At 68.0% G+C, this 21,758-nt stretch carries 23 protein-coding genes and 1 pseudogene; 6 read left to right on the plus strand and 18 right to left on the minus strand.

Features of this window, described 5'->3' with window-relative positions; genetic code table 11:
• Nucleotides 1–17: 17 nt before the first annotated feature.
• Nucleotides 18–542 (plus strand): M15 family metallopeptidase, encoded by a 525-nt coding sequence (locus AB5I40_RS19090; protein ID WP_370939887.1) that lies wholly within the window; start codon nt 18–20, stop codon nt 540–542.
• Here the strand turns inward: AB5I40_RS19090 and AB5I40_RS19095 are convergent.
• Nucleotides 539–3,301, minus strand: a complete 2,763-nt coding sequence (locus AB5I40_RS19095; RefSeq protein ID WP_370939888.1) for a BTAD domain-containing putative transcriptional regulator — start codon at nt 3,299–3,301, stop codon at nt 539–541. The two genes, AB5I40_RS19090 and AB5I40_RS19095, sit on opposite strands and share 4 nt — an antisense overlap.
• A gap of 389 nt (nt 3,302–3,690) precedes the next feature.
• On the opposite strand from AB5I40_RS19095, the gene AB5I40_RS19100 reads away from it, so the two are divergent.
• Together AB5I40_RS19100 and AB5I40_RS19105 are read left to right on the plus strand one after the other, a co-directional pair.
• Nucleotides 3,691–4,422: a phosphotransferase family protein gene (locus AB5I40_RS19100; RefSeq protein WP_370939889.1), complete on the plus strand. Its 732-nt coding sequence runs from the start codon at nt 3,691–3,693 to the stop codon at nt 4,420–4,422.
• Nucleotides 4,423–4,438: 16 nt separating this feature from the next.
• Nucleotides 4,439–5,608 carry a GyrI-like domain-containing protein gene (locus tag AB5I40_RS19105; protein ID WP_370939890.1) on the plus strand — a complete coding sequence of 390 codons (1,170 nt, stop codon included), beginning with the start codon at nt 4,439–4,441 and terminating at the stop codon, nt 5,606–5,608.
• Here the strand turns inward: AB5I40_RS19105 and AB5I40_RS19110 are convergent.
• From AB5I40_RS19110 to AB5I40_RS19120, 3 genes are all read right to left on the minus strand, one after another.
• Nucleotides 5,568–6,443, minus strand: coding sequence for a nuclease (locus AB5I40_RS19110; RefSeq protein ID WP_370939891.1), 876 nt, complete (start codon nt 6,441–6,443; stop codon nt 5,568–5,570). The genes AB5I40_RS19105 and AB5I40_RS19110 overlap by 41 nt on opposite strands.
• Nucleotides 6,444–6,550: 107 nt before the next feature.
• Nucleotides 6,551–6,688 (minus strand): hypothetical protein, encoded by a 138-nt coding sequence (locus AB5I40_RS19115; protein ID WP_370939892.1) that lies wholly within the window; start codon nt 6,686–6,688, stop codon nt 6,551–6,553.
• Between the two features lie 51 nt (nt 6,689–6,739).
• Nucleotides 6,740–7,174: a cupin domain-containing protein gene (locus tag AB5I40_RS19120; protein WP_370939893.1), complete on the minus strand. Its 435-nt coding sequence runs from the start codon at nt 7,172–7,174 to the stop codon at nt 6,740–6,742.
• Between the two features lie 23 nt (nt 7,175–7,197).
• Between AB5I40_RS19120 and AB5I40_RS19125 the strand changes: the two genes are divergently transcribed.
• Entirely contained in the window at nt 7,198–7,668 is a 471-nt protein-coding gene (locus AB5I40_RS19125) for a MarR family winged helix-turn-helix transcriptional regulator (RefSeq protein WP_370939894.1), read from the plus strand.
• Nucleotides 7,669–7,699: 31 nt separating this feature from the next.
• On the plus strand, nt 7,700–8,185 hold the full coding sequence (locus AB5I40_RS19130) for a hypothetical protein (RefSeq protein WP_370939895.1): 486 nt from the start codon (nt 7,700–7,702) through the stop codon (nt 8,183–8,185).
• A 148-nt stretch (nt 8,186–8,333) separates the two neighbouring features.
• Here AB5I40_RS19130 and AB5I40_RS19135 read toward each other — a convergent pair whose 3' ends face one another.
• The 14 genes and pseudogenes from AB5I40_RS19135 to AB5I40_RS19200 form a co-directional block, all read right to left on the minus strand.
• Nucleotides 8,334–8,498, minus strand: a complete 165-nt coding sequence (locus AB5I40_RS19135; protein ID WP_370939896.1) for a hypothetical protein — start codon at nt 8,496–8,498, stop codon at nt 8,334–8,336.
• The gene (locus AB5I40_RS19140) at nt 8,495–9,325 is read right to left on the minus strand and encodes a spermidine synthase (RefSeq protein ID WP_370939897.1); all 831 of its coding nucleotides are present in this window, start codon (nt 9,323–9,325) and stop codon (nt 8,495–8,497) included. The genes AB5I40_RS19135 and AB5I40_RS19140 overlap by 4 nt, the downstream gene beginning before the upstream one ends.
• Nucleotides 9,322–9,708 carry an adenosylmethionine decarboxylase gene (gene speD / locus AB5I40_RS19145; RefSeq protein WP_370940553.1) on the minus strand — a complete coding sequence of 129 codons (387 nt, stop codon included), beginning with the start codon at nt 9,706–9,708 and terminating at the stop codon, nt 9,322–9,324. Before speD ends, AB5I40_RS19140 begins: the two co-directional genes overlap by 4 nt.
• A gap of 60 nt (nt 9,709–9,768) precedes the next feature.
• A pseudogene (locus tag AB5I40_RS19150) lies at nt 9,769–10,755 on the minus strand (type III PLP-dependent enzyme); the annotation flags it as partial.
• Between the two features lie 105 nt (nt 10,756–10,860).
• A complete protein-coding gene (locus AB5I40_RS19155) occupies nt 10,861–11,625 on the minus strand; it encodes an aminoglycoside N(3)-acetyltransferase (RefSeq protein WP_370939898.1) in 765 nt (254 codons plus the stop codon).
• 126 nt (nt 11,626–11,751) lie between these two features.
• Nucleotides 11,752–12,942, minus strand: coding sequence for a cytochrome P450 (locus tag AB5I40_RS19160; RefSeq protein WP_370939899.1), 1,191 nt, complete (start codon nt 12,940–12,942; stop codon nt 11,752–11,754).
• 13 nt (nt 12,943–12,955) lie between these two features.
• Nucleotides 12,956–13,771 (minus strand): ABC transporter permease, encoded by an 816-nt coding sequence (locus AB5I40_RS19165; protein ID WP_370939900.1) that lies wholly within the window; start codon nt 13,769–13,771, stop codon nt 12,956–12,958.
• Nucleotides 13,768–14,727, minus strand: a complete 960-nt coding sequence (locus AB5I40_RS19170) for an ATP-binding cassette domain-containing protein (protein WP_370939901.1) — start codon at nt 14,725–14,727, stop codon at nt 13,768–13,770. Before AB5I40_RS19170 ends, AB5I40_RS19165 begins: the two co-directional genes overlap by 4 nt.
• A gap of 20 nt (nt 14,728–14,747) precedes the next feature.
• Nucleotides 14,748–15,593 (minus strand): DUF4097 domain-containing protein, encoded by an 846-nt coding sequence (locus tag AB5I40_RS19175; protein ID WP_370939902.1) that lies wholly within the window; start codon nt 15,591–15,593, stop codon nt 14,748–14,750.
• Between the two features lie 76 nt (nt 15,594–15,669).
• Complete coding sequence (locus AB5I40_RS19180) at nt 15,670–16,194, minus strand: YlcI/YnfO family protein (RefSeq protein ID WP_370939903.1); 525 nt, start codon at nt 16,192–16,194, stop codon at nt 15,670–15,672.
• 275 nt (nt 16,195–16,469) lie between these two features.
• On the minus strand, nt 16,470–16,874 hold the full coding sequence (locus AB5I40_RS19185; RefSeq protein ID WP_370939904.1) for a MerR family transcriptional regulator: 405 nt from the start codon (nt 16,872–16,874) through the stop codon (nt 16,470–16,472).
• 41 nt (nt 16,875–16,915) lie between these two features.
• Nucleotides 16,916–18,148 (minus strand): Dyp-type peroxidase, encoded by a 1,233-nt coding sequence (locus AB5I40_RS19190; protein WP_370939905.1) that lies wholly within the window; start codon nt 18,146–18,148, stop codon nt 16,916–16,918.
• 19 nt (nt 18,149–18,167) lie between these two features.
• A complete protein-coding gene (efeU, locus tag AB5I40_RS19195; RefSeq protein ID WP_370939906.1) occupies nt 18,168–20,222 on the minus strand; it encodes an iron uptake transporter permease EfeU in 2,055 nt (684 codons plus the stop codon).
• 76 nt (nt 20,223–20,298) lie between these two features.
• Nucleotides 20,299–20,868 (minus strand): TetR/AcrR family transcriptional regulator, encoded by a 570-nt coding sequence (locus tag AB5I40_RS19200; RefSeq protein WP_370939907.1) that lies wholly within the window; start codon nt 20,866–20,868, stop codon nt 20,299–20,301.
• 71 nt (nt 20,869–20,939) lie between these two features.
• Between AB5I40_RS19200 and AB5I40_RS19205 the strand changes: the two genes are divergently transcribed.
• Complete coding sequence (locus AB5I40_RS19205; protein WP_370939908.1) at nt 20,940–21,524, plus strand: dihydrofolate reductase family protein; 585 nt, start codon at nt 20,940–20,942, stop codon at nt 21,522–21,524.
• Nucleotides 21,525–21,758 lie beyond the last annotated feature (234 nt).

Below are 21,758 nucleotides of genomic sequence, written 5' to 3' on the forward strand. Positions count from 1 at the left end.
CGCCTTGGCTGAACGCCATGACCCGCAGCGAATCCGCACGAAGTCCCTTCCGGCGAACCGTCGGCCGGGTGCTTCGCCGTCGTGGCGCAGTCAGCGAGGCAGATGGAGCCGTCCCGCCCGGCACGACGGTGTTCGCCGAGATTCCCGCCGTGGCCAATCTCGACCCGGTGTTCCTGGACGCACTGCGCCGCGCGGCGAAGGATGCCGCGAACGACGGCGTCGAGTTCCGCGTCAACAGCGGCTGGCGATCACCGGCGTATCAGAATCAGCTTCGGCGCAAGGCAATCGCCAGATACGGCTCGGAACAGGAAGCCGCGCGCTGGGTGGCCACCGCCGAGCGGTCCGCGCACGTCCTGGGGAACGCGATCGACCTCGGTCCGTTCGAGGCCACGGCTTGGTTGTCGAAACACGGAGCCGCGTATGGACTGTGCCAGATCTACCGCAACGAACCGTGGCACTACGAACTGCGTCCCGAGGCCATCGACCAGGGCTGCCCGCCGATGTACGCCGATCCGTCGCAGGACCCGAGGTTGCAGGCCTAGGACGGATCAGCCAGCCGTTCCTGCAATCGAGCGTGCCGGAACTGGTACACCTCACCGACCTGACGCAGGACACCACGGCGATGCGCGTCGTCGAGGAAACCCATGAGGTCCAACGGGATCCGCTTCCGGGAGGCCAGCCACAACCGGCTGAACGTGTACGCGCCCCAAGCCCGGGCGATCCACACGCTCAGCCCCACCGCCAACCCGAACATGACACCCGCCGCGATCGCCTGCGCCGTGCTCGACGCGCGCGAAAAGACCTGGCCGCCGATGATCACGCCAGCGAGGCCGTAGGCGAGACTTCCCGGGCTCCGCACCAAAAACCGGCCCAGCAACGCCGACGCCAGCCCTCCGGCAAAGGCCAGCGCCAGGTCGTAATGGTCGTGGAAAACGCCCAGGAATCGCGTTTCCTTCGTGAAGGCGAACGCCATCCCGTAGAACAAGCCCAGCGAAACGATGAAGGACAAGGTGAACGACAGCGTCGCCGCGCGGTCGTTGCGCAGGACGCTCGCCGGACTAGACACCCGGCTCGCCTCCAGCGGTGTGTCCAGCCAGACGTGCACCCCGATCGCCAACCCGAACACCACCGCGAGCAGCGCGATCACCCCGGCCGACAGCGACCAGGCCAGTCCGAGACAGACCCCGATCAGCACCCCGACCGCGAACCGCCGCAGGAACCGGCCCGCGGTACCGCGGAACCGCGCCTCCACTCGCAACGGGCCCGGTCGGCTGCCGACGGTATGCGTTACACAGCCTGCCACCGCGAACGACAGCCCGTAAATCGCGCCGATCACCGGCCCCGCCGCGATCCAGCCGGTGAGCGCGAACAGCAACGCGGGCGGCAGCCCGAGGCAGAGCCCGAGAACCAGCCTCGGCACCGCACGATCCAGCTGCCACCACGCGAGATCGCGGCTCTGGTCGCGTTCCAGTTGCCGGGCGAAGAAGCTCAGCCAACGCTGCGCCTGGTCCGCCGGGTAATCGCGCGGCCGAGTCGGCCGGTCGAGCCGCGCGGGCGGGGCCGGACGGGAGGTGTAGACCACCGGAAGGTACTCGTCCAGCAGATGCCCTTCGATCGCCGCGCGGTCGGGAAACCGGGTGGTATCGCAGAGTTCGCCGGGATCGGTCGACGGATGCGCGTACGCCGTCCTGGCCAGGTCGACCATCAGCGGCGTGCGAAGTGCCTGCGCCAGCGGGCTTTCCGGGCTCTTCCGCAGCTGCCGGACCACCGGGTCCCAGCGGGTTTCGCCGAACCGCTGCCGCGCGGTGAGAAAGTCGATCGCGTCCTCGGTCTCGACCGGTTCGATCTCCACCACCGCCGCCCGCGACAGAAAGGTCCCGGACTGCTCGACCGCAAATTCGTACTCGGTGCTGCGGCAGGTCACCACGAGCGGCCGTCCTCCGGAAACGGCCTGGTCCAACGCGTCGATCGCCGCGGTGTGGAGCCCGGGCGCCAGCTCGTCGAGCCCGTCGAGCACCGGGATGATCCGGCCTTCGAGCACCAGCCGCAGCGCCGCGCCCTTGCCGTACGCGCCGCTGTTGGCCAGGCCCGGATACTCCTCGACCAACCGTCGGGCCAGCCAGCCGTGCAGGTGTTCCTCGCGGGGATTCCACGACGACAGCGGCAGCAGCACCGGCACCGGTTCGCCCGGCGGCGGGTCGGCCAGCAGCCCGAGCGTGAGCAGGATGGCCAGCACTGATTTCCCCGCGCCCGGTTCGCCGAGCACGATCAGCTGCCGCGCCGGGACCTGCCGGAACTTCGCGACGACGTCGGTGAGATCGCCGCTGAACGTCAGCCTGCTCTGGGTGCCGGGCCGCCCGAGCACCGCCGACGCCGCCGCGGCGACCGGGCGCTCGGTGCTCGTCCAGGTCAGCGGCACCGGTTCCGGACGGTGCAGCGAGCGGATCTCGGCCTCCGCGGTCCACTGCCGGACGATCGCCGCCGCGAGCTCGTCGGCCGCGCGGTCGAGCTGGCTCGACGGCTGTTCGGGTTGACTCGGCTGCTCCTCCGGCTCGCTCGGTTCTTCCGTCTCCCCGCGCAGAATCCGCTCGTGCAACCGGCGCACATCGGCACCGGGATCGACCCCGAGCTCCTCGGCGAGCTGCGTCCGCAACCGCTGAAACACGGTCAGCGCGTCCGCCTGCCGCCCGCTGCGATCCAACGCGAGCATCAGCTGTGCGTACGGCCGTTCCCGCAGCGGATGGTCCTCGACGATCTCCGCCAGCTCGTCCACGACCTCGCGGTACTGACCGAGCTTCAGCTGCCAGTCGATGCACAGCTCCAGCGCGGTCAGCCGCTGCTCCTCCAGCCGCGCCGCGCGCCCGGCGAGCGCCGCGGAATCCAGACCGTCCAGCACCGGGCCGCGCCACAGCTTCAACGCCGAACGGATCTCCTCGACGCCCTCGGCCAGCGCGCCGCTCTCCGCCGACTGGCGGGCCGCGGCGACGGCGTCGGTAAATCGAAGCCAGTCGACTTGCTGATTGTCGACCGTGATCCGGTAGCCCGAACCGTCGGTCACGATGAGCTGTTGCCCGGGATCGGCGAGCCGCTCGCGGAGCACCGAAACACAGTTCTGGATCTGCTTGGTCGCCGTCGCGGGCGGCTCGCCGTCCCACGTCGCCTCGATCAGCTTCGGCAGCGGTACGACGGAGTTCGGCGAGAGCAGCAAACAGGCCAGCACGCGGCGATGGCGGGCGCCGGGCAGCGTCAGCCGGTCGGATCCAGCCTGGATTTCCAGCGCTCCGAGCACGCGAAAATCCATTCCGCGGTTCCCCCCTCGGCTCCGGCACCGCTGCGGGCCTGAGCATACCCGCGCAGGTCAACGGCCTCTCGGAGGACGAAGGGACAGACCGAGGACAGGTTGAGGACAACTCCGGGCACGGTGGAACCACGTCCGGCCCCCGAGGTGGGGACCTGGTCGCCGGCTCGGGGGCCGGCGGCGGTGGGGCCGGGCGGACATCCTCCGCACGACCGGTTCCGGCGGTACGTGAGGGGAACCCTGAGGGACTCTGATTCCCTCAGGGTTCCCCTCTCGTACCGCGCCTCGGTGCCGTCGGGTTCGAGGGGAGGGGCGAGTGCTGGGGGTACTCGCCGCCGCTCGCGCGCGAAAATCCGGTGCCGTCCGTGATCGTCTTCGTGACAATCGCGGGCATGGAGGAAGTCGAAATCGTCGTCGCCCACCACGAACGCGCGACCCTGCGCGTCGGCGACGTGTTCCTGAAGGTCGACACCGACCAAGCACGCGCCGACGCCGAGGTCGCCGCGATGGCGCTCGCGCCGCTCCCGACTCCGGAGATCCTCTGGCGGAAACCGCCCGTCCTCGCCCTCGCCGCGCTGCCCGGACGGGAACTCGGCCGCCCCGGCACACCGTCGACCGCGTCGCCGGAAGCTTGGGTCGCCGCCGGAGCCGCCGCCCGGAAGCTGCACGAGGCGCCGCTGCCGCCGACCCCCGGCCGGAACCTCGACGAACTCGCCGAGGAACTCGACCGCGAATGCGCGTGGCTGATCGCGAACGACGTCCTGCCCGCCGATGTGGTCACCGGCAACCGCCGTCTCGCCGAGGCCGCGCTCCAGCCGCGAACCCCGGTGTTCATCCACGGCGATCTGCAGGTCGCGCACATTTTCGTCGAGGGCGACGAGGTGACCGGCGTTCTCGACTGGTCCGAAGCCGCCCAGGGCGACGCCCACTTCGACCTCGCCGCCTTGACTCTCGCGCACCAGGAACACCTCGACGACGTCCTGTCCGGTTACGGCGGCGGCATCGACCTCGACGTGCTCCGCGCGTGGTGGTCGCTGCGCAGCCTGCGGGTCGTCCACTTCCTCGTCGGGCACGGCTTCGACCCGGCGCCGGAGGTCGCGGTCTTGGAAGCTCAGCTATTCTAGTACTAGAATAGCTGGCATGGCCGCCCTCACCGACGCCGAACTGACCATCCTGGGTCTGCTCGTCGAGCAACCGCAGCACGGCTACGCGCTGGAACGGGTAGTCGAGGAACGCGGCATCCGCAACTGGACCGCGCTCGGCTTCTCCTCGATCTATTACGTCCTCGACAAACTGGCCAAGCGCGGCCTGATCGAAGCCACCGGCGCACCCCGCTCCGGGAAATCGCGCGCAACCATCCAAGCCACGCAGGCCGGTGTCGAGCTGTGTGCGGAGGCCACCCGCGAAGCCCTCAGCGCGCTGACCCCGATCCACGCGCGGGTCCTCGTCGCGATGGCCAACAGCCCCGGCCTGCCGGAGGCGGAAGTGCACGCCGGGCTGACCGCGCGACTCGCCGCGTTGCGCGAACAACTCGCCGAAGTCCGGGCGACGCGCGCCCGCCAAGAACCGTTGCCGGACGCCGCGGCGGCGATCTTCGACTACAGCGAAGCAATGCTCACAGCCGACCTCACCTGGACCGAAAGCGTCCTCAGCAAGGAGACCACGGTGGACAAGTACGACGTCAAGAAAGCCCACCGCGCGCTGTATTCGCCGCCGTCGAAGGATTTCACCGTCGTGGACGTACCCGCGCTCCAGTACCTCGCCGCCGACGGACACGGCGACCCGAACACCGCGTCCGAGTACACGAACGCCGTCGAAGCGCTGTACGGAATCGCTTATTCGGTGAAGTTCGCCAGCAAGAAAAACCTTGGCCGGGACTTCGTCGTCGGACCGCTCGAGGGCTTGTGGCGTGCGGACGACCCCAGCGTCTTTCTCGCGCGGGACAAAGAGAAATGGGACTGGACGATGCTGATCAGCCAGCCGGACTGGGTCACCGAGGAGATGGTCCGGGAGGCCGCCGAAAGCGTCGCGAAGAAGAAGGACAACCCCGCGCTGGCCGGAGTTCGGCTACGCACGCTGACGGAGGGCACGAGCGTCCAGATCCTGCACCTCGGCTCGTACGACGACGAAACACCTACGCTGAACCAGCTCCACCACGAATACCTGCCCGAGCACGGCCTGACGTTCAACGGCGACCACCACGAGATCTACCTGAGCGACCCGCGCCGCACCGCTCCCGACAAGCTGAAAACGGTTCTGCGGCAGCCGGTCAAGCCTCTTGGAACACGATCTGCTCCGGCGGAGTCGTGAGCTTGAGCGTCTGCCGCCGGACGGACAGGAGCGTGTGCAGTTCGGTGGCGTGCCCGTCGGGGATGGTGAAAAGCCGGTCGTTGCGGGTGTCGACGTAGTCCGCGAACCCGGCGAGCGAGACGCCGCCGGTCTCGTCCAGGCTCAGGTAATCGACGAGACGACGGAACAGTTTCGGCAGCAGCACCACGTCGTCCCTCAACTGGGCACGGCTCCTCAGCCGGAAGCCGCTGGTGGTCACGTCGTGCTCCCACACGCCCTTGCCCGCGGTGCGCGCCGCGACCGCCGCGTCGGCCATTGCCTGCCGGAGATCCGGGTAAAGCTTGGAGTAGAACGTCGGATACGCCAGCCCGGTTTCGAGCAGCCGGAAATTCGCCGACGCCTTCAGCGCTTTCGGATCAAAATGCACGTCCCCGCCATCGGTGGAGCGCCCTGCCCGCTGCCCGGGAAACGCGAACGCGACCGCACGGCCGTACTTGTCGGCGAACCGGGTCAGGATGTGCCCGCTCGTTTCCCCCGGCGTACTCGCGGAAACGCGGCCGCCTTCGTCGCGCTCGACCTTGGTGAAACCGAGGTACCGCAACAGTTCCGCCCCGGCCGCGTCAGCCAGTTCTTTCGGCTGACGCCACAACTCAGCCCCCGCGACGCGCGGCCGGTAATGCGTCTCGAGCGCGTCGATCCCGTCGAGGCGCAACTGCACCCCGCCCCGGGAATTGGTGCGCACCTTGAGGTTCGCGGCGGAAAATGCGTCGGCCCGGTCGGGATAAAACCGGACCGAGTCTCCGTCCGGCGAAGCCCCGACGACCCTGAACTGACCTTTGATCAATGTCAACGGCACGAGAATGACGGTAACTGCCGGAAGCGCCGGCAGTTACCGTGTTTCCCGAGCCGTCACCGAGCGGTCACTCATGTTGTGACCGCTTGTCACGCCCCGTGCGTGCGCTATTACTGGCAGGCTTCGCAATCCGGGTCGTCGATGCGGCAAGCGGCGCCGTCGACGAGCGGAAAGTCGAAGTCGTCCAGAACGGGAACGACCGAGGCGGCTTCTTCGGCCGCGGCGGGCGGCGTGGTGGGAGCAGACATATCCGTTGTAGCGCTCAAGATCGCCGAACATTCCGTGACGCCCGCCACAGCTCAGGCGACCCAGTCCGGAAGAATCTTGTCGCCGTCCGCCGTCGCGCACGCCGGCACCACGCCAGTCCGGTACACCCGCGTATTCCCCGGCGCACACACGATCGCCACCATGCCGTTGCCGGCATCGGCCCGCACCTGCCGCTCGGCGTCGGCAGGCATTACGACGGTCTCCCCTTCTTTCACGACCTCGACGACCCCATTCAGCGCAATCTCCGCCCCGCCGCCGAGAACCGTCCACACCTGCTCGGTATCGAACGCATGCACCGGCCCCACCGCACCCGGCGCCATCTCGACCTTCCAGACCGCCTGCTGACTGCCGCCCTGAGTCGGCGACGCCAGCGTCGTCATGACCGCGTTCGGCGTCTCCGTCCGACGACTGTCCCTGATGACCGGCACTTGCCACTCCCCTTTACAATCGACAACAAGGTTGTCCATATAGTCAATGAGGTTGTCTACCTATGTCAAGCGATCCGCCGGGATACGAGCTGCCGCTGCGCCTGCTGTTCGGCTTCCGCAGCCTGATCGACGACCTGCACGCCGAGCTGGCGAAGCAAGGCCACCCCGACGTCCGCCCGATGCACGGCTTCGTCTTCCAAGCGATCGGCCCGTCCGGCACGACCGCCGTCGACCTGGGCCGCGCGCTCGGCGTAACCAAGCAGGCCGCGGGCAAGACGATCGACACCCTGGAGCGGCTGGGCTACGTCCACCGGGAACGCGACCCCGACGACGGCCGCCGCATGCTGGTCCGGCTGACGGATCGAGGTCTCGACTGCCTGGCCAAATCCGCGCGGATCTTCGACCGACTACGCGCGGAGTGGTCTGAAGCCCTGGGTGCCGGACGGCTTCGCGCGCTGGAGGAGGACTTGCGGAAAGTCGCGTCGCCAGAGTCCGCGCGACTGGACTTGCCGGGCTGGTTCTCCGGCGCTTGACACCGATCGGGAGCGGCAGTTGGATCCGCTCATGCATCGAAGACGGGGACTCCTGCTGGCCGCCGCAGCGGTGGCTGGCGCGGCGATCGCGGTGACCGTGGGGCTGACGTCCAGCAACGAACAGCAGCAGCCCACTCCGGTTGCCGCTTCTATCCCTTCCCCGGCTTCGCCTTCCCCAGCTGCTGCTTCGCCCACTCCCGCCGCCGTTTCGCCCGCCCCCGCCGCTTCGCCGACCTCGCCGGTTCCTCCGCCGCCCGCCGCGAAGCCCGCCAGCGCGCATCCCACGCACCACAGCATCCCGGTGCCGAAACCCGCGCATTCAGCGACGAGCGACCGCGCCCCCAGCGACGCGATCCGCGACCGCGTCTACCAGCCACCACTCAACCCGCGCCCACAAGGCCAGGTCCCCGGAGCCGGTTGGGAACCCGGAACGAAATCCGGCAACACCGGCCCGTCCGACGAGCCCGTCACGACCCCGACGCCGCTGCCGAATCCGGGGACGCACCAGTCCGGTTGAGCGAAGGCTGCACGGCTCCGTACGTTAGAGGCGACGTCCACCAGCTGCTGAGGCAACTGATCAGGCAGAGTGCGTCTCGGGAACCGGCCGCTCCAGCGCGGAAACGAAGATGTCCCGCTCCGCGAGAACAGCCTGGTCCGGTGGCGCGTCACGGGAAGACTGGCCCGCAACGCCGCGGCCCCGCGGGGAACTCCGGACTCCGCCACCGCCCGGTACCGCTCCGCATCGTCCGCAGCAACTCCACAATGGAATCGAACGCTTCGCCGACCACTCCGTCCGGAGTGATCAACGCGAACGTCCACCCATCCGTCACCGGCGAAGACTGATCGGCGGCACCGTAGCCCCACGCAGCGTCAAAGCATCAATCGTCACCGGCCGATACGGCAGCGTCGACAGCCGCTCCACCATCGTCTCCACCGGCGCTTCCACGTCCGTCCCAAAGAAAAACGCCCACTCGTGCTCCGGTGAGCCAAAGTAAACCGGCGCCGGGAAGACTTCCTCGAACCGACGCCAGCACTTCACCAACGTCGAGTTCCGCCACAACGTCGGGCACCCGCCCTGGTACGCGACCACCCCGCCAGGAGTCAGCAACGACCGGCACCGTGCCAGGAATTCCGCGCTGTACAACCGATTGTGCTGAGCCTCAGTGGAATCCTGCTCATCCGGCAGATCCACCAACACGACGTCGTACTTCTCGCCGCAAGTGTGGACGTACTCCCACCCATCGGCGTAATGCACCCGAACCGGCCCCTCGCCACGCTCCGCGCGAGCCAGCTCAGCCGACGAGTACCCGTACGGAAGATGCTCCGCGCAAAGCCGAACCGCCTCGGCATCGATGTCCACGTGATCGACTGAAGCCCCCGCCTCGGCCGCGATCTGGCACACCACGCCCTCACTGGACCCGACCACCAGCACCCGGTCCACAGTGGACGCCAGCAGCAACGCAGGCACCAGCAGCGCCTCGTGATACACCAGCTGGCTGAACTCAGTACTCTGCCGCTCGTCGTCGCAGAACAGCGAAATCCCCTGTGCCGTCTTGCCGATCACCAGATGCTGGTAGGCAGTCCGCGTGTCGACCACAACGTCCGATACCTGCCACCGCCGCGTCAGCCCGACGCCGACTGGCTCCTCGATGTTCATTCCTGTCCTCTGTGGATAGTGGTGACCCGCGAAACGCTCGCGCCGAGCAAGTCCCGCAGCAACTGAACCGCCAGCTCCGGATCCGCCTTGCGCCCGCACGTGAACACATCCACGAACGCCGACCCGCGCTCCGGATACGTGTGAATCGAGGCGTGCGACTCCGACAGCAAAGCCATCGCCGTCACCCCGTGCGGCTCGAACTGCTTGTACGTCAACTCGCACACCGTCGCGCCGGCCTTGTCCAGCGCACGTTCCAAGCTCTCGCACAGAAACGCCGGATCGTCGAGCAATTCCGCGGCCACCCCGGAAAACTCGGCCAGCACGTGCCGTCCGGCGAATTCCCCGACCCCGCCGGCCTCCCCGCCGACGAAGTACGACCGCAACGGCGGAAACCCGTTGAACGACACCGAAGAGTAGCTTTGCGTGTACGCTCCGGCGTGCGGAATATCGACGTAATCCCCCGCCCGCAACGCCAACGGAAGCCGATACGGCGTGCGTTGATAAAGCACGTCGTCCCCGTCGCACGTCGGCCCCGCGATCACCACCGGCCCGTCCGGACCACCGTCGTGCGCGGTCACCAGCCGATACGCGATGGCCTCGTTCTCCGTCTCGGCAAGCCCGCCGTACCGGCCGATGTCGAGGTACACCCAACGCCGCTCGTCCGCCGCGGACTTGCGCGACACCAGCACGACCTCGCTGCGAATCACCCCAGCCGACGCCACCACCGCCCGCCCCGGCTCGAACGACAACGCGGGCGCGACCGCGAAATGCCGCCCCACCGCATCGCGAATAACCGCCGCGTACTCCGCCAACGGCGGCGGCTCCGTCAAGTAGCCAACGGGAAACCCGCCGCCGATGTTCAAGCCCCGTAACGAAACCCCGCGCTCCGCGACCGCACGAGTCACCTCGGCCGCAGCAGCGATCCCGGCTTCCCAAGCCCGCGGATCGACATGCTGAGACCCCACGTGAAACGCGACTCCCTCCGGATCGAGCCCCCACTCAGCCGCGCGAACCAACAACTCGACTGCCAGGTCGGTGCTGCAGCCGAACTTGCGGCCGAACGGCGTCAGCGCCCCAGGACTGTCCACCAGAATCCGGCAAGAAACCGTAGCTCCCGGCGCGAACTGCGCGAGATTCTCCAGATCCTCAAGGCTGTCAAAGGTAAACCGCCGCACCCCGACCCGATGCGCGAACTCGATGTCCCGCGCCTTCTTCACCGTGTTGCCGTAAGACAGCAACTCCGGCCGCGCCCCTTGCGCGAGACACAACTCGATCTCCTCGCGCCCGGCGACGTCAAACCCAGCCCCGGCTTCCCGAAGCACCCGCACGACCTCCGGTGCCGGATTCGCCTTGACCGCGTAGTACATCCGAGCTTCCGGCAGCACCTGCTGGAGCCGCTCGCAGTTCCCCCGAACCACGTCAAGGTCCATCACAAGACACGGCGTGGACGGCCGTCGTTCCTCCAGGAACGCCCGGCACCGCTCCACCACCTGCGAGAACCCTTCAGTCACAACGCCCGAGTATAGGCGCCGGTTTCACCGCAGCAGCTCTCCCAGCCTCCGCTGGGCAAACGCTACGAACGGTACACAGTCCATCACTTGGCAATCCGCGGCACCGATCTTCCCCCGCCGCACGCCGCCCGTCTCGCCGAATTCCGCCCCGACCTGAGGAAAGAACCGCCCGTTGTCGTCCCCGACGTCGCCGGTCCGCACCCACACCCGCTCCCCGTCCACAAGGTACGGAAACCGCCGAACCTTCCGCCGATGATGCGGCACCAGAGATTCCGCGTAGTGCAAGAACGAGTTCCGATCATGCCCGACCCCGAGCAGCACAATCTGCGCCCGCTCCCGATGCAGCCAGTCGAACGGCGACCCCAGCCCCACCGCATACGCCAGCGGCTGCCGCCGAGTCACTTCCGCCGCCCGAGCCCCCACCGCGGCCACCGACGCCTGCGGATGCCGGCTGCGCGACCGTCCCTCCCACCCCAGCACCGCGTTGGGCACCGCCCCCATCGGCGTCGCCAACCCGTCATGAAACAACGGCACCCTCCCCCGCGCCTCCTCAACCTCAGCGTCCGCCGGTCCCGACACCTCCGGAAACGGATCCGCCACCTGCGGCGTAAACGCGGGCACCACCACCGTCCCCGCAGACCCCACCGCCCGCAACAACCCCCGCACCACCGCATCCGCTCCACCATCCACGCTCCCCAACGCGGACAACGACGAATGCACAATCACCACCCCGCCGGCAGAAACCCCCAGCTCCCGAACCCCCGCGCACACCGCATCCGCGTCAACCACGACCGCCAGCCTCCGTCGCCACTCACCAAGACGACCACTCCACCCCCGCCGCAGTCAGCACTGGCTCGGCACCGTCCAGGGCACCGAGCCAGTGTCAACCGAGCACAAGCGGGGGAGTCCCGAAACTCACCACGCGACCGGCAGCTTCAGAACCCCATAAATATTCTGATATTCAGGCCGCAACGGCACCTCCCCCGCCACCCGCAGCGTCGGAAACCGCCGGACCAACGCGGGCAACGCCACCGTCATCTCCACCCGAGCCAACTGCTGCCCCAAGCACTGGTGAATCCCATGCCCGAACCCCACATGCCCGGTCGCGACCCGCCGCACGTCCAACTCGTCCGGCCGCTCGAACTTCAAGGGATCCCGATTGGCGGCTTGCACGGACAACACCACGCTCTCCCCGGCCCGGATCACCGACCCCCCGACCTCAACGTCCGTCAACGCGGCCCGAACCCCCGTGTGCGCGATGGACAGATACCGCATCAACTCCTCAACAGCCCCGCCAGCAGCCTCCGGATCATCCCGGACCACAGCCCACTGCTCCGGATTCTTCAGCAGCGCATAAGTCCCCAACGCCAGCATGTTCGCCGTAGTGTCCAACCCGGCGGCGAGCAGGAACGTCCCCAGCCCAGCCAGTTCCTCGTCGGTCAAATCACTGCTGGTCAGATCACTGAACAGGTCGTCCGTGGGCGCGGATCGCTTAGCCGGTACCAACGAAGCCACATACTCCTGCAACTGGCCATAAGCCGTCATCCTCTCCTCTTCGGAAAGTGCGACATCACTGATCGCCGCGGCGGATCCCAGGAAAGAATCCCGATCCGAATACGGAACTCCGAGCAGTTCGCAAATCATCACCGCGGGCACCGGATGCGCGTAAGCCGCGACCAGATCAACCCCGGGACCGGCCTTCTCCATCGAATCCAAATACTCGTCCGCGACCTCGGCCACCCGATCGCTGAGCAACCGCATCCGCCGAACCGTGAATTTCCCCGTCAGCAGCTTCCGGAACCGGGTGTGCTCCGGCGCGTCGATCCCCGTCATGTCCCCGACCGGAGCCGGCGGCAGTTCCGGAAACTGTTCCATCCCCGGGAACGGGTAGTGCCACAATTCGTACCGGTTGCTGAACCGCTGATCCCCCAGAATCGCCCGGACCTCCGCGTGCCCGGTGGCCAGCCACCCGACGTGCCCGTCCGGAAACACCATCCGCGTCAGCGGAGCCCGGTCCCGCACCTCGGTCAACGACGGCGGCGGGTCGAACGGACACCCCTGCGCCCGCCCCATCGGAACCCCTTGCACAGCGCCTTCCCCAGCCATCCCCATGCCCCTTTCAGTGTGCGTATTCGCGATTGAAAAGCTTCTTGGACCAGAGATAGCCGCCGACGCCCATCACGGCGCACCAGCCGAGCGCGAACCACAGGTGGTTGCCGAGCGGCTTGTCGAGCAGCAACGCGCGCAGGGTCTCGATGATCGGCGTGAACGGCTGGTACTCGGCGAACCACCGCAGCGCGCCCGGCATCGAATCTGCGGGCACGAATCCGCTGCCGAGGAAAGGCAGGAGCAGCAACGGCATCGGCGTGTTGCTGGCCGATTCGACGCTCTTGCTCACCTGGCCGAGCGCGACGCACAGCCACACCAGCGCGAGCGCCACCACCACGAGGAACCCGACCGCGGCGAACCACGAACCGACCCCGGCGGCGGGCCGGAAGCCGACCAGCAACGCGACCCCGGTGACCACCACGAGCCCGAACAACGCTTGCAGCACACTGCCGAGCACGTGCCCGGTCAGCACCGAAACCCGGGCGATGTGCATGGTCCGGAACCGGGCGATGACGCCTTCGGTCAGGTCCATCGCCACCGAAATCGCCGTTCCCTGCACGGTGGCGGTAATGGTCATCAGCAGAATCGTCGGCGCGACGAAGTTGGCGTATTCGGCTCTGCCGCCTCCTCCCCCGCCTAATCCGGCGCCGAGGGTGCCGCCGAAGACGTAGACGAACAGCAGCAGGAACACCACCGGCATGCCGACCAGCATGATCGTCAGCGACGGATACCGGAGCATGTGCTTGAGATTGCGGCGCAGCATGGTCATCGAGTCGCGGACCGGGTGGAAGCGCAGATCGGGTCCGGCGAGAGCGGGTGCGGTCATCGGGAAGTCACCTTTTCGTCAGTGGAGTTGCCGGTGAGGGCAAGGAAAACGTCGTCGAGATCAGGCGTGTGCACGGAAAGTTCGCCGACCTTCACCGAAAGCGAGTCGAGCCGGTCGATCAGCGATTTGAGCGACTGCAGGCTGCCGTCGCTCGGCACGCGCAGCACCAGCGCGTCGTTCTGCCGGGACGCCTCGATCAGCGCACGTTCCGCGTGGACGAGGTCGGCTTCTTCCTCGAACCGCAACTGAACGTGCCCGCCGGGGATCTGGCGCTTGAGCTCTTCCGCGGTGCCCTCGGCGACAATCCGCCCGCGGTCGAGCACCGCGATCCGGTCGGCCAGTTCGTCGGCCTCTTCGAGGTATTGCGTGGTAAGGAAAATCGTGACCCCGCCGGCCACCAGCTTGCGCACGATCTCCCACATCGCCCGGCGGCTGCGCGGGTCGAGTCCGGTGGTCGGCTCGTCGAGGAAGATCACCCGCGGGCTGCCGACGAGCGTCATCGCCAGATCGAGCCGGCGCCGCATGCCGCCGGAGAACGTCGACACCGGCTTCTTCGCCGCTTCGACGAGATCGAACTGTTCGAGCAGCTCCGCCGCGCGCCGCTGTCGCGCGGCGCGGTCGAGGTGGTGCAGATCCGCCATCAGCAGCAGGTTTTCCTCGGCGGTCAGCAGATTGTCGACCGCGGAGAACTGCCCGGTGACGCCGATCGAGGCGCGCACCCCGTCGGCTTCCGAGGCGACGTCGTACCCGGCGACCTGTGCCGCGCCGCCGTCGGCATTGATCAAAGTGGACAGAATCTTGACCGTGGTGGTCTTGCCCGCGCCGTTCGCGCCGAGCAGCGAGAAGACGGTGCCGCGGGCGACGGAGAGGTCGATGCCGTCGAGCACGACGTGGTCGCCGAAGGATTTGCGCAGTCCGGCGGCGGCGATCGCCGGCCGGGAATGGTTGCTGGACATGGGTTTCTCCAAAACTGTGGTCAGGAGCGGTGGATGACGATTTCGCCGAACGCGGTGTGCCCGCGGACCTCGACGGTCTCCGTGGACTCGCCGGGGCTGGCCGAGGTCTCCAGCTGGTTGCGCACGTGGCCGAAGTTGGTCTTCACGTCGAGCCAGGCCGCGGTGCCCTTCGCGATGCCGATCCGCAAGTCGCCGATCGCGCTCTCGAGCACGACCGAACCGCGGACGACCTCGCCGAGCGAGATGGCGCCGTTGGACGTCTTCGCGTCGACCCCCGCGCCGGCGTGCTCGACCGTGATGTCGCCGTTGGCCGCACGCACCCGGACGTCGCCGCCCGCGGACTCGATCGTCGTGTCGCCGTTGGAGTTCTTGACCACCGCGGTCCCGTCGACCGGGCCGAGCCGGATCCGCCCGGAGGCGGTGGTGACCTCGGCGTCGCCCGCGATCCCGTCGACCGTGACGTGGCCGACCGAGGTGTCGACGCGCAGCGGGCCGGTGCGGTCGAGACTGACGTTCCCGGCCGCGGTCTTGAGCCGCGCCTGCCCGAGTTCGCCGGAGCCCTGGAAGGCGCCCGCCTGCACCTCGGCGGAAACCCGCGAGCCGGTGGGCAGTTCGACCGTCACGTCGACCGAGCGGGTCTTGCGGGAGAAGTCGAACGCCCGCATCTTCGGGCCGGTGATGTGCAGCGCGCCGTTGCTGTACTCGACGCGGATCTGCTTGGCGGTCTTGACGTCGGAGTCGTCCGACTCGTCGGTCGGGCGGACGTCGACGACCGTGTCGCCGCGGTCGCTCGCGGCGAACCGGACGTGGCCGACGCCGAGGTCGACGGTGACGGAAATCGGTTCGGGAGTGTCGAATTTAGGCATGGTTGTCCCCACATTTCGGTTAGGTGTGCCGTCTCCGCAGGTCAGAGACAGGTGAAGGAGTTAGTGAAGAAAGGAGCTACCGGACCCAGCCGGTGAAGCTCTGCTTGGAGAAACTGCCGCCGGGCGGTTCGAAGCGCTGTTCGCGTTCGGGCCGCTGCTGCAGTGCCGCGGTGGCTGCCCGGACGAGCCAGGCGTTGACCGAACGGCCCTCCTTGGCGGCGGCCTCCTCGACCGCGGCCTTGAGCTGTTCGGGCAGCCGCACGTTGATCCGCGCCGACGGCCCGTCCTCGGAAAACAGCGGCTCACTGGGCTCCGGCGCCGGTTCGGCCGCGGGCGCGGCGGCCGGAGCGGGCTCGGCGGGCGGCGAGGTCACGACGAAGTTCGGGTCGCGGCCGCGCAGGCGCAGTTCGACCGAGCCGGGCGCGAGGTCCCGGGTGATCTCGTCGACGGCACCGGACAGCGTGTCCAGGAGGGTCATCCGGATCGCCGATTCGAGCGATCCGGTCAGCCGCTCGACCAGCGCGCGTCCCTCTTCGCCACTGGCCTCGGCCAGCGTCGCGAATTCCCGCCCGAGGTTGCTTACGTACGTGGTCAAGTCCATGGCACCACTATGGCACACGCTTGGCACCACCACAAGCCACCTTGGCTCAATTTGGCACCACTACGGCTCAGATAGTGGCAAATCCGCAGGTCAGCGCATGGTGCCACGCGGAGAATAGGCGGACCGACGTGGTGCCACCGATCATGCGACCGGCCCGAATCATGGCCTGATCGTCGCTCCCGCGAGTACGTGAGGGCCACCCTGAGGGAATCTGATTCCCTCAGGGTGGCCCTCACGTACGACAACACCCCGCACCGATGACGCTCGGACAGCCACTACTTGACCGCCTTCGCCACCGGCAAATCGACCCCGGCGCGGTAGCTAGGGCACTCGTCCAGCGCACCGTCATGGCGACAAGTCATGAGGTGCTGCAGATACGCCTGCGCGTCGAGCAGCCGGCTCACCTCCTCCTGGATCGCCTCGATCCGCGCGGTGACCGTGCCTCGCCAATCACTGGACTGGCCGCGGCTCCCGAGCAGCACGGCGATGTCGTCGAGACTCAGGTGGCCCGTCTCCCGCCAGGTGCGGATCAGCGCGATCCGATACAGCTGGTCCCGGTCGTAATACCGCCAGCCGGAACGGCGGCGCGGCTCGATCAGGCCGCAGCTCTCCCAGTAGTGCAGTGTCGAAACCGGCACGTCGAAGCGCGCCGACACCTCGCCGATCGAGTACAGGTCCATACCTCATTGCACCGCACCACTACGCTCAAAGCAAGGTAAGCCTAACCAAACAGTCCGCTGGCGTACCAGTCGTTCCGGTCGCGCACGCCCGGCAGCGTGAAGAAGTAGCCGCCGCCGAACGGCTGCACGTAGTCCACCAGCGGCTCTCCGGCCAGCCGCTGCTGCACCGTTTCGAACTGCCGCCGCACGTCCTGCTGGTAGCAGACGAACACGTGCCCGGCCTGGAGTTCTCCGTTCGCGTCCACGCCGAGGTCGTAGTTGTAGGAGCGGCGGACCAGGCGCTGGTTGTCGGTGGCGGGCGTGCGCGGGTTGGCCTTGCGGATGTGCGAGGTCAGCGGGATCACCGCGCCCTGAGGATCGGCGGAGTAGTTCGGGTTGTCGGTCTCGGTGGTGCCGTCCAGCGGGGCGCCCGAATCGCGGCGGCGGCCGAACATCTTCTCCTGCTCGTTGATCGACACCCGGTCCCAGAACTCGACCAGCATCCGGATCAGCCGCACCACCTGGTAGCTGCCGCCGCGCGCCCAGACCGGCTCGGCCGGATCGTCGACCCACACCAGCCCGCTCGCCTCGCCGCCGACCGGATTCGCCGTGCCGTCCTTGAATCCCAGCAGGTTCCGGCCCGCACCGGACGGTCGCGGCGGCGGGTTGTAGCCGTGCATCTTCCATCGCAGCTGCATCGCGCCGCGGGTGTGCCGGGTGAGGTCGCGGAGCGCGTGGTGCACCGTGTCCGGGTTGTTGGCGCACAACTGGATCAGCAGGTCCCCGTGCATCCAGGCGGCTTCCGGCGCGTCGTCGGGGAAGATCTTCATCGGGGTCAGCTTTTTCGGTTTGCGCGCGCCGAGGCCGACCCGGTCGAAAAGGCTGGCGCCGAACGAAACCGTGACGGTGAGTCCGTCGGCGAGGACGGACGGGCCGAGCACCTCGCTGTCCGACGGCGGCCTCCCGACGCCCAGGTTCGGCGGCGTCCCGCCGGTGGTGAGGAACCGGGCCCGGTCGGTGAGTGTGTGCAGGAGCGCGATCAGGTCCGTTTTCGATCCGCTGAGCAGGTCGAATGCCACGAAGGCCGCGGAAGCCTGTTTTTCCGCCGGAGCCGGGGTGAGCACGCCGGACTGGTTGGCACCGTGGAACGGATGCTCGGTCGCCGGGGTCGGTGCCGCGCCGGCGGAGCGTTCGTCGGCCTGGGCGCCGCCGATCAGCACGCCTCCGGTGAGCGCCGTGCCTGCCGCGCCGGCGGCCGCGCCTTTCAGGAAGTTGCGGCGATTGACGTTCGTCACTTCGGGATTCACCAGCCGATCAGTGGCTCGGAGGAACTTCGAGCAGAGTGGGCACCGCGGACAGCGTCTCGACGACAGCTCCGGCCGCGCCGTTCACCGCCTGGCGTTGGGCGAGGGTGCTGGGCGCGTGGTTGGCCAGTGCTTCGTGCAGCGTGTCGAGCTGCTTTGCCGCCGTCTGGACCAGATTCGGAGCGCGTTCGTTGAGCAGCGGAGTCAGCTCTGCCAGGACAATCCGGGTGACGTCGATGTCGGCATCCGTTGCGGGGTAAGCGGATCCGCTGCCTTGATCGTCCATTCCGGACAGGTGATCGCGGATAGCGTCCTCGAGGATTTCGTGCGCGCGGATCGGCAGCTTCGTGGGATCGCCCGCGACGTCGTCGGTGGCAAGCTTTCCGCGCAAGGCCGCGAAATCCTGGATGAGCTGGTCGGCGACCGGGACCAGCGACGCCGGAGCCTGGCCGTGCCACAGGCCGTACTCCAAGCGGTGCAACCCGGTGAAGCCAGGATCGGCCGCGCCCGCGGGCAAACCGTTCGGCAGGCCGTCGACCGCAGTGCCCGCGTCGCCGAAGCTGTTGTAGGACGCACCGACGCGCTCCCAGGCGAGCTGCGCGGTGAGCCAGTCCTTCTTCGCCGCCTCAGTGTTGTTTGCCGCCAGATCCGCGCGGACCGTACCCACCGCGGTCGACACCATGCCGAGTTGCTGGGCGGCGTAACCGAGATATTTCTGGTTCGGCCCGGTGAGATCTTCTGTGGTGACCGGCTTGACCGGCGCTGGACCGTCGGTGACCGCGCCGCCGCTGACCTGCACCGGAGCCGACGCGGTGGTGGCCTGTCCGGACATCAGGCAGTGGAACGTGTAGGAGCCGTCGCCCAGCGTCGCGGACATCGTGGCGCTCGTGGCTGGACCGATCGTCTCGATCTCCGCGACGATCCCGCCGGTGCTGTCGTCGAGCCGGATCTCGCCCGCCTTCGCGGTTTTGTTGGTCACGGTGATGCTCTGCGGCCCGGCCTGCGCGGACTTCCATTCGGGCGCGCAGTCGTGCTCGCCCACCGAAACCGTGGAACCCGTTGCGGCTTGGGGAAGCGCGGCGATCACCAAAGCCGCCACCGCGACCGGAACCAGCACCAGCGCGCCCGCGACGATCACGGTGTGCTTGCCCGCGAGCCGTTCCCACTTCCCGGCTGGCGCGGCTTCGCTTTGCGGCTTCCGCTCGACCGGCTGCCGCCCGGCCTTGACGAACAGCGGGATGACGACGGCGAGGTAGACGAGCCAGGCCGTCACCTGCAGCACGGTCATCCGGGGCGTCAGCTCGGTGACGCCGCTGATCAGCGAAACCCACCACGAGTTCGGGTCGAGCGTGCCGGTGAGATCGAACGCGACCCAGCTCTGGCCGGGCAGCACTCCCCCGTCCTGGAGATCGCCGAGGCCGTAGGAAAGGACACCGGCGGCGATGACGATCAGCACGAAAGCGGTGCGGCTGAAGAAAACGCCGAGGTTGAGTTTGACGGCACGGCGGTAAAGCAGCCAGCAGAGCAGAATCGCGATGCCGAGCCCGAGCGCCGCTCCGGTCAGCGGCGCGACCGTGGTGCCGGACGCTTTCACCGCCGTCCAGAGGAACAGCGTGGTCTCCAGCCCCTCGCGGCCGACAGCCAGGAACGCGGTGAGCGTCAGCGCGCCCGCGCCGATCGCCACCGCGCGTTCGACTTCGCCGCGCAATTGCGCGGAAAGCCCCATCGCGGTCCGGCGCATCCAAAACACCATGCCGGTGACGAGGAATACCGCGAGCACGCTCAACGAGCCGCCGACGATCTGCTGCGCCCGGGAAGAAAGGACATCGGTGGAAAAGGTGAGAATTGTGGCGAAACTGCCCGCTACGGTCACCGCACCCAATACGCCCAGCCACACCGGAGCCGTGGACACTGCGTCCTCGGTGCCGCTGTCCGCGCCGCTGCCCGTGCCGCCGTCCGGCCGCATCTTGCGCAACGCGGCCAGCAGGATGCTCACGACGAGGCCCGCTTCCAGCCCCTCGCGCAAGCCGATCATCAGGTTCGGAACCGCGTCTGCCCACTGCACGCAGATTATGATAGGCAAACCTAAATTTTCGGTCGAGAGCGGGCCGGGAAACGGTTCTTTTCCTCCCGGATAGTCCTTATTCGGGGCCGATGATGCGGTTGACCGCCTCGGTGATCAATTCTTCCCGTTCCGCTTCGGAGAAAACGTCCGGCAAGGTGAGCTGTTCGACGATCAGCCAGTTCAACGCGAGAATCAGCAGCTTGACCGCCGTGGCGTCGCCGGGCAGCCCGGACGCCAGGTGGTACGCGACGTTCCCCTCGACGTCGTCGCGGACCCGCTCCGTCAACACCCTGCGCAACTCGGGCCGCCGAGTCGCCTCGAGCCGGAGTTCCAGCAACGCGAGATACCCCGTGCGAAACGCCGCGATCCGGCCGACCAGGTCGCGCATCAGCTGTGCGTACGACTCCCGGTCCTCCAGCCCCGGCGGGAGCGAGTCGTCCTCCGGCTGCAGCCGCTCGTACACGCGGGCCCCAGCCTGGGTGAAGAGCTCGTCACGGTTGGCGAAGTAGTTCGACGCCGTCCCCGCGGGCACGCCGGCCTCCGCGTCGACCGCCCGGAACGTCAGTCCGCGCGCGCCCTCCCGCGCCAAGACCTCGATCGCCCCGTCGACGAGCGCAGCCCGCCGCTGGTCGTTCCTCCGCACCATTTGACACCACTCCAGTTGTAGTTGTACGGTTCAAACCACTTCAACCAGAGTACTACAGACGGAGTTACCAGATGCGAAAGCTCGTGTACTACATCGCAGTCACCCTCGACGGCCGCATCGCCGGCCCCGGAGACGAGTTCGACTTCTTCCCAGGGGGCGATGCTCAGCAGACCGCCGCCTACATGGGATTCATGAACTCGCTGTACCCGGAAACCGTCCCGACCGCCTTCCGCGCCATGGCCGGTGTCGAGGGCGCCCCGAACCGCAGATTCGACACCGTGCTGATGGGCCGCGCGACGCACCAGCTCGATCCGAGCGTCCCGAGCCCCTATGCACACCTGCGGCAGTACGTCGTGTCGAGCACCCTGAAACCGGACATCGGCCCAGCCGTGACTGTCGTCCCCGGTGACCCAGTCGGCCTGGTGAGAGACCTGAAGAAGGAGGAAACCGGCCAAGACATCTGGCTCTGCGGCGGCGGCAAGCTGGCCGGAGCGCTGCTGCCGGAGATCGACGAGATCGTGCTGAAGAGCTACCCGGTGGTGGCCGGTGCAGGCGTCCCGATGGTGGACGGCGTGTTCGACCCGACGGTGTTCTCCGTGGCGGAGCGAACGGCCTTCCCGAACGGGGTCACGGCTACCCGGCTTGTGCGGAACTAGACGAACTGCTCGCAGCAACACTGCCGACGCTCGAACCGGCTCGGCGCCCTCGTCGCAGCTGAGCGAGCCGGTCGAGGCCAGCAGACCGGCTGGGTCGTACGGCAGCAAGAGGAAGGAAGGTCCGGTGTCTTGAGAAACTCGCGGCAGCCGGAGGAATCATGCGCCCGCTGGCTCCTCCGGCAAAGCTCGCTAACGGTCGCGCGGGTCGTTCGCCGTTCCCGGCGCCCCGGACAG

Source organism: Amycolatopsis sp. cg13 (assembly GCF_041346965.1).
Classification (GTDB): Bacteria; Actinomycetota; Actinomycetes; order Mycobacteriales; family Pseudonocardiaceae; genus Amycolatopsis.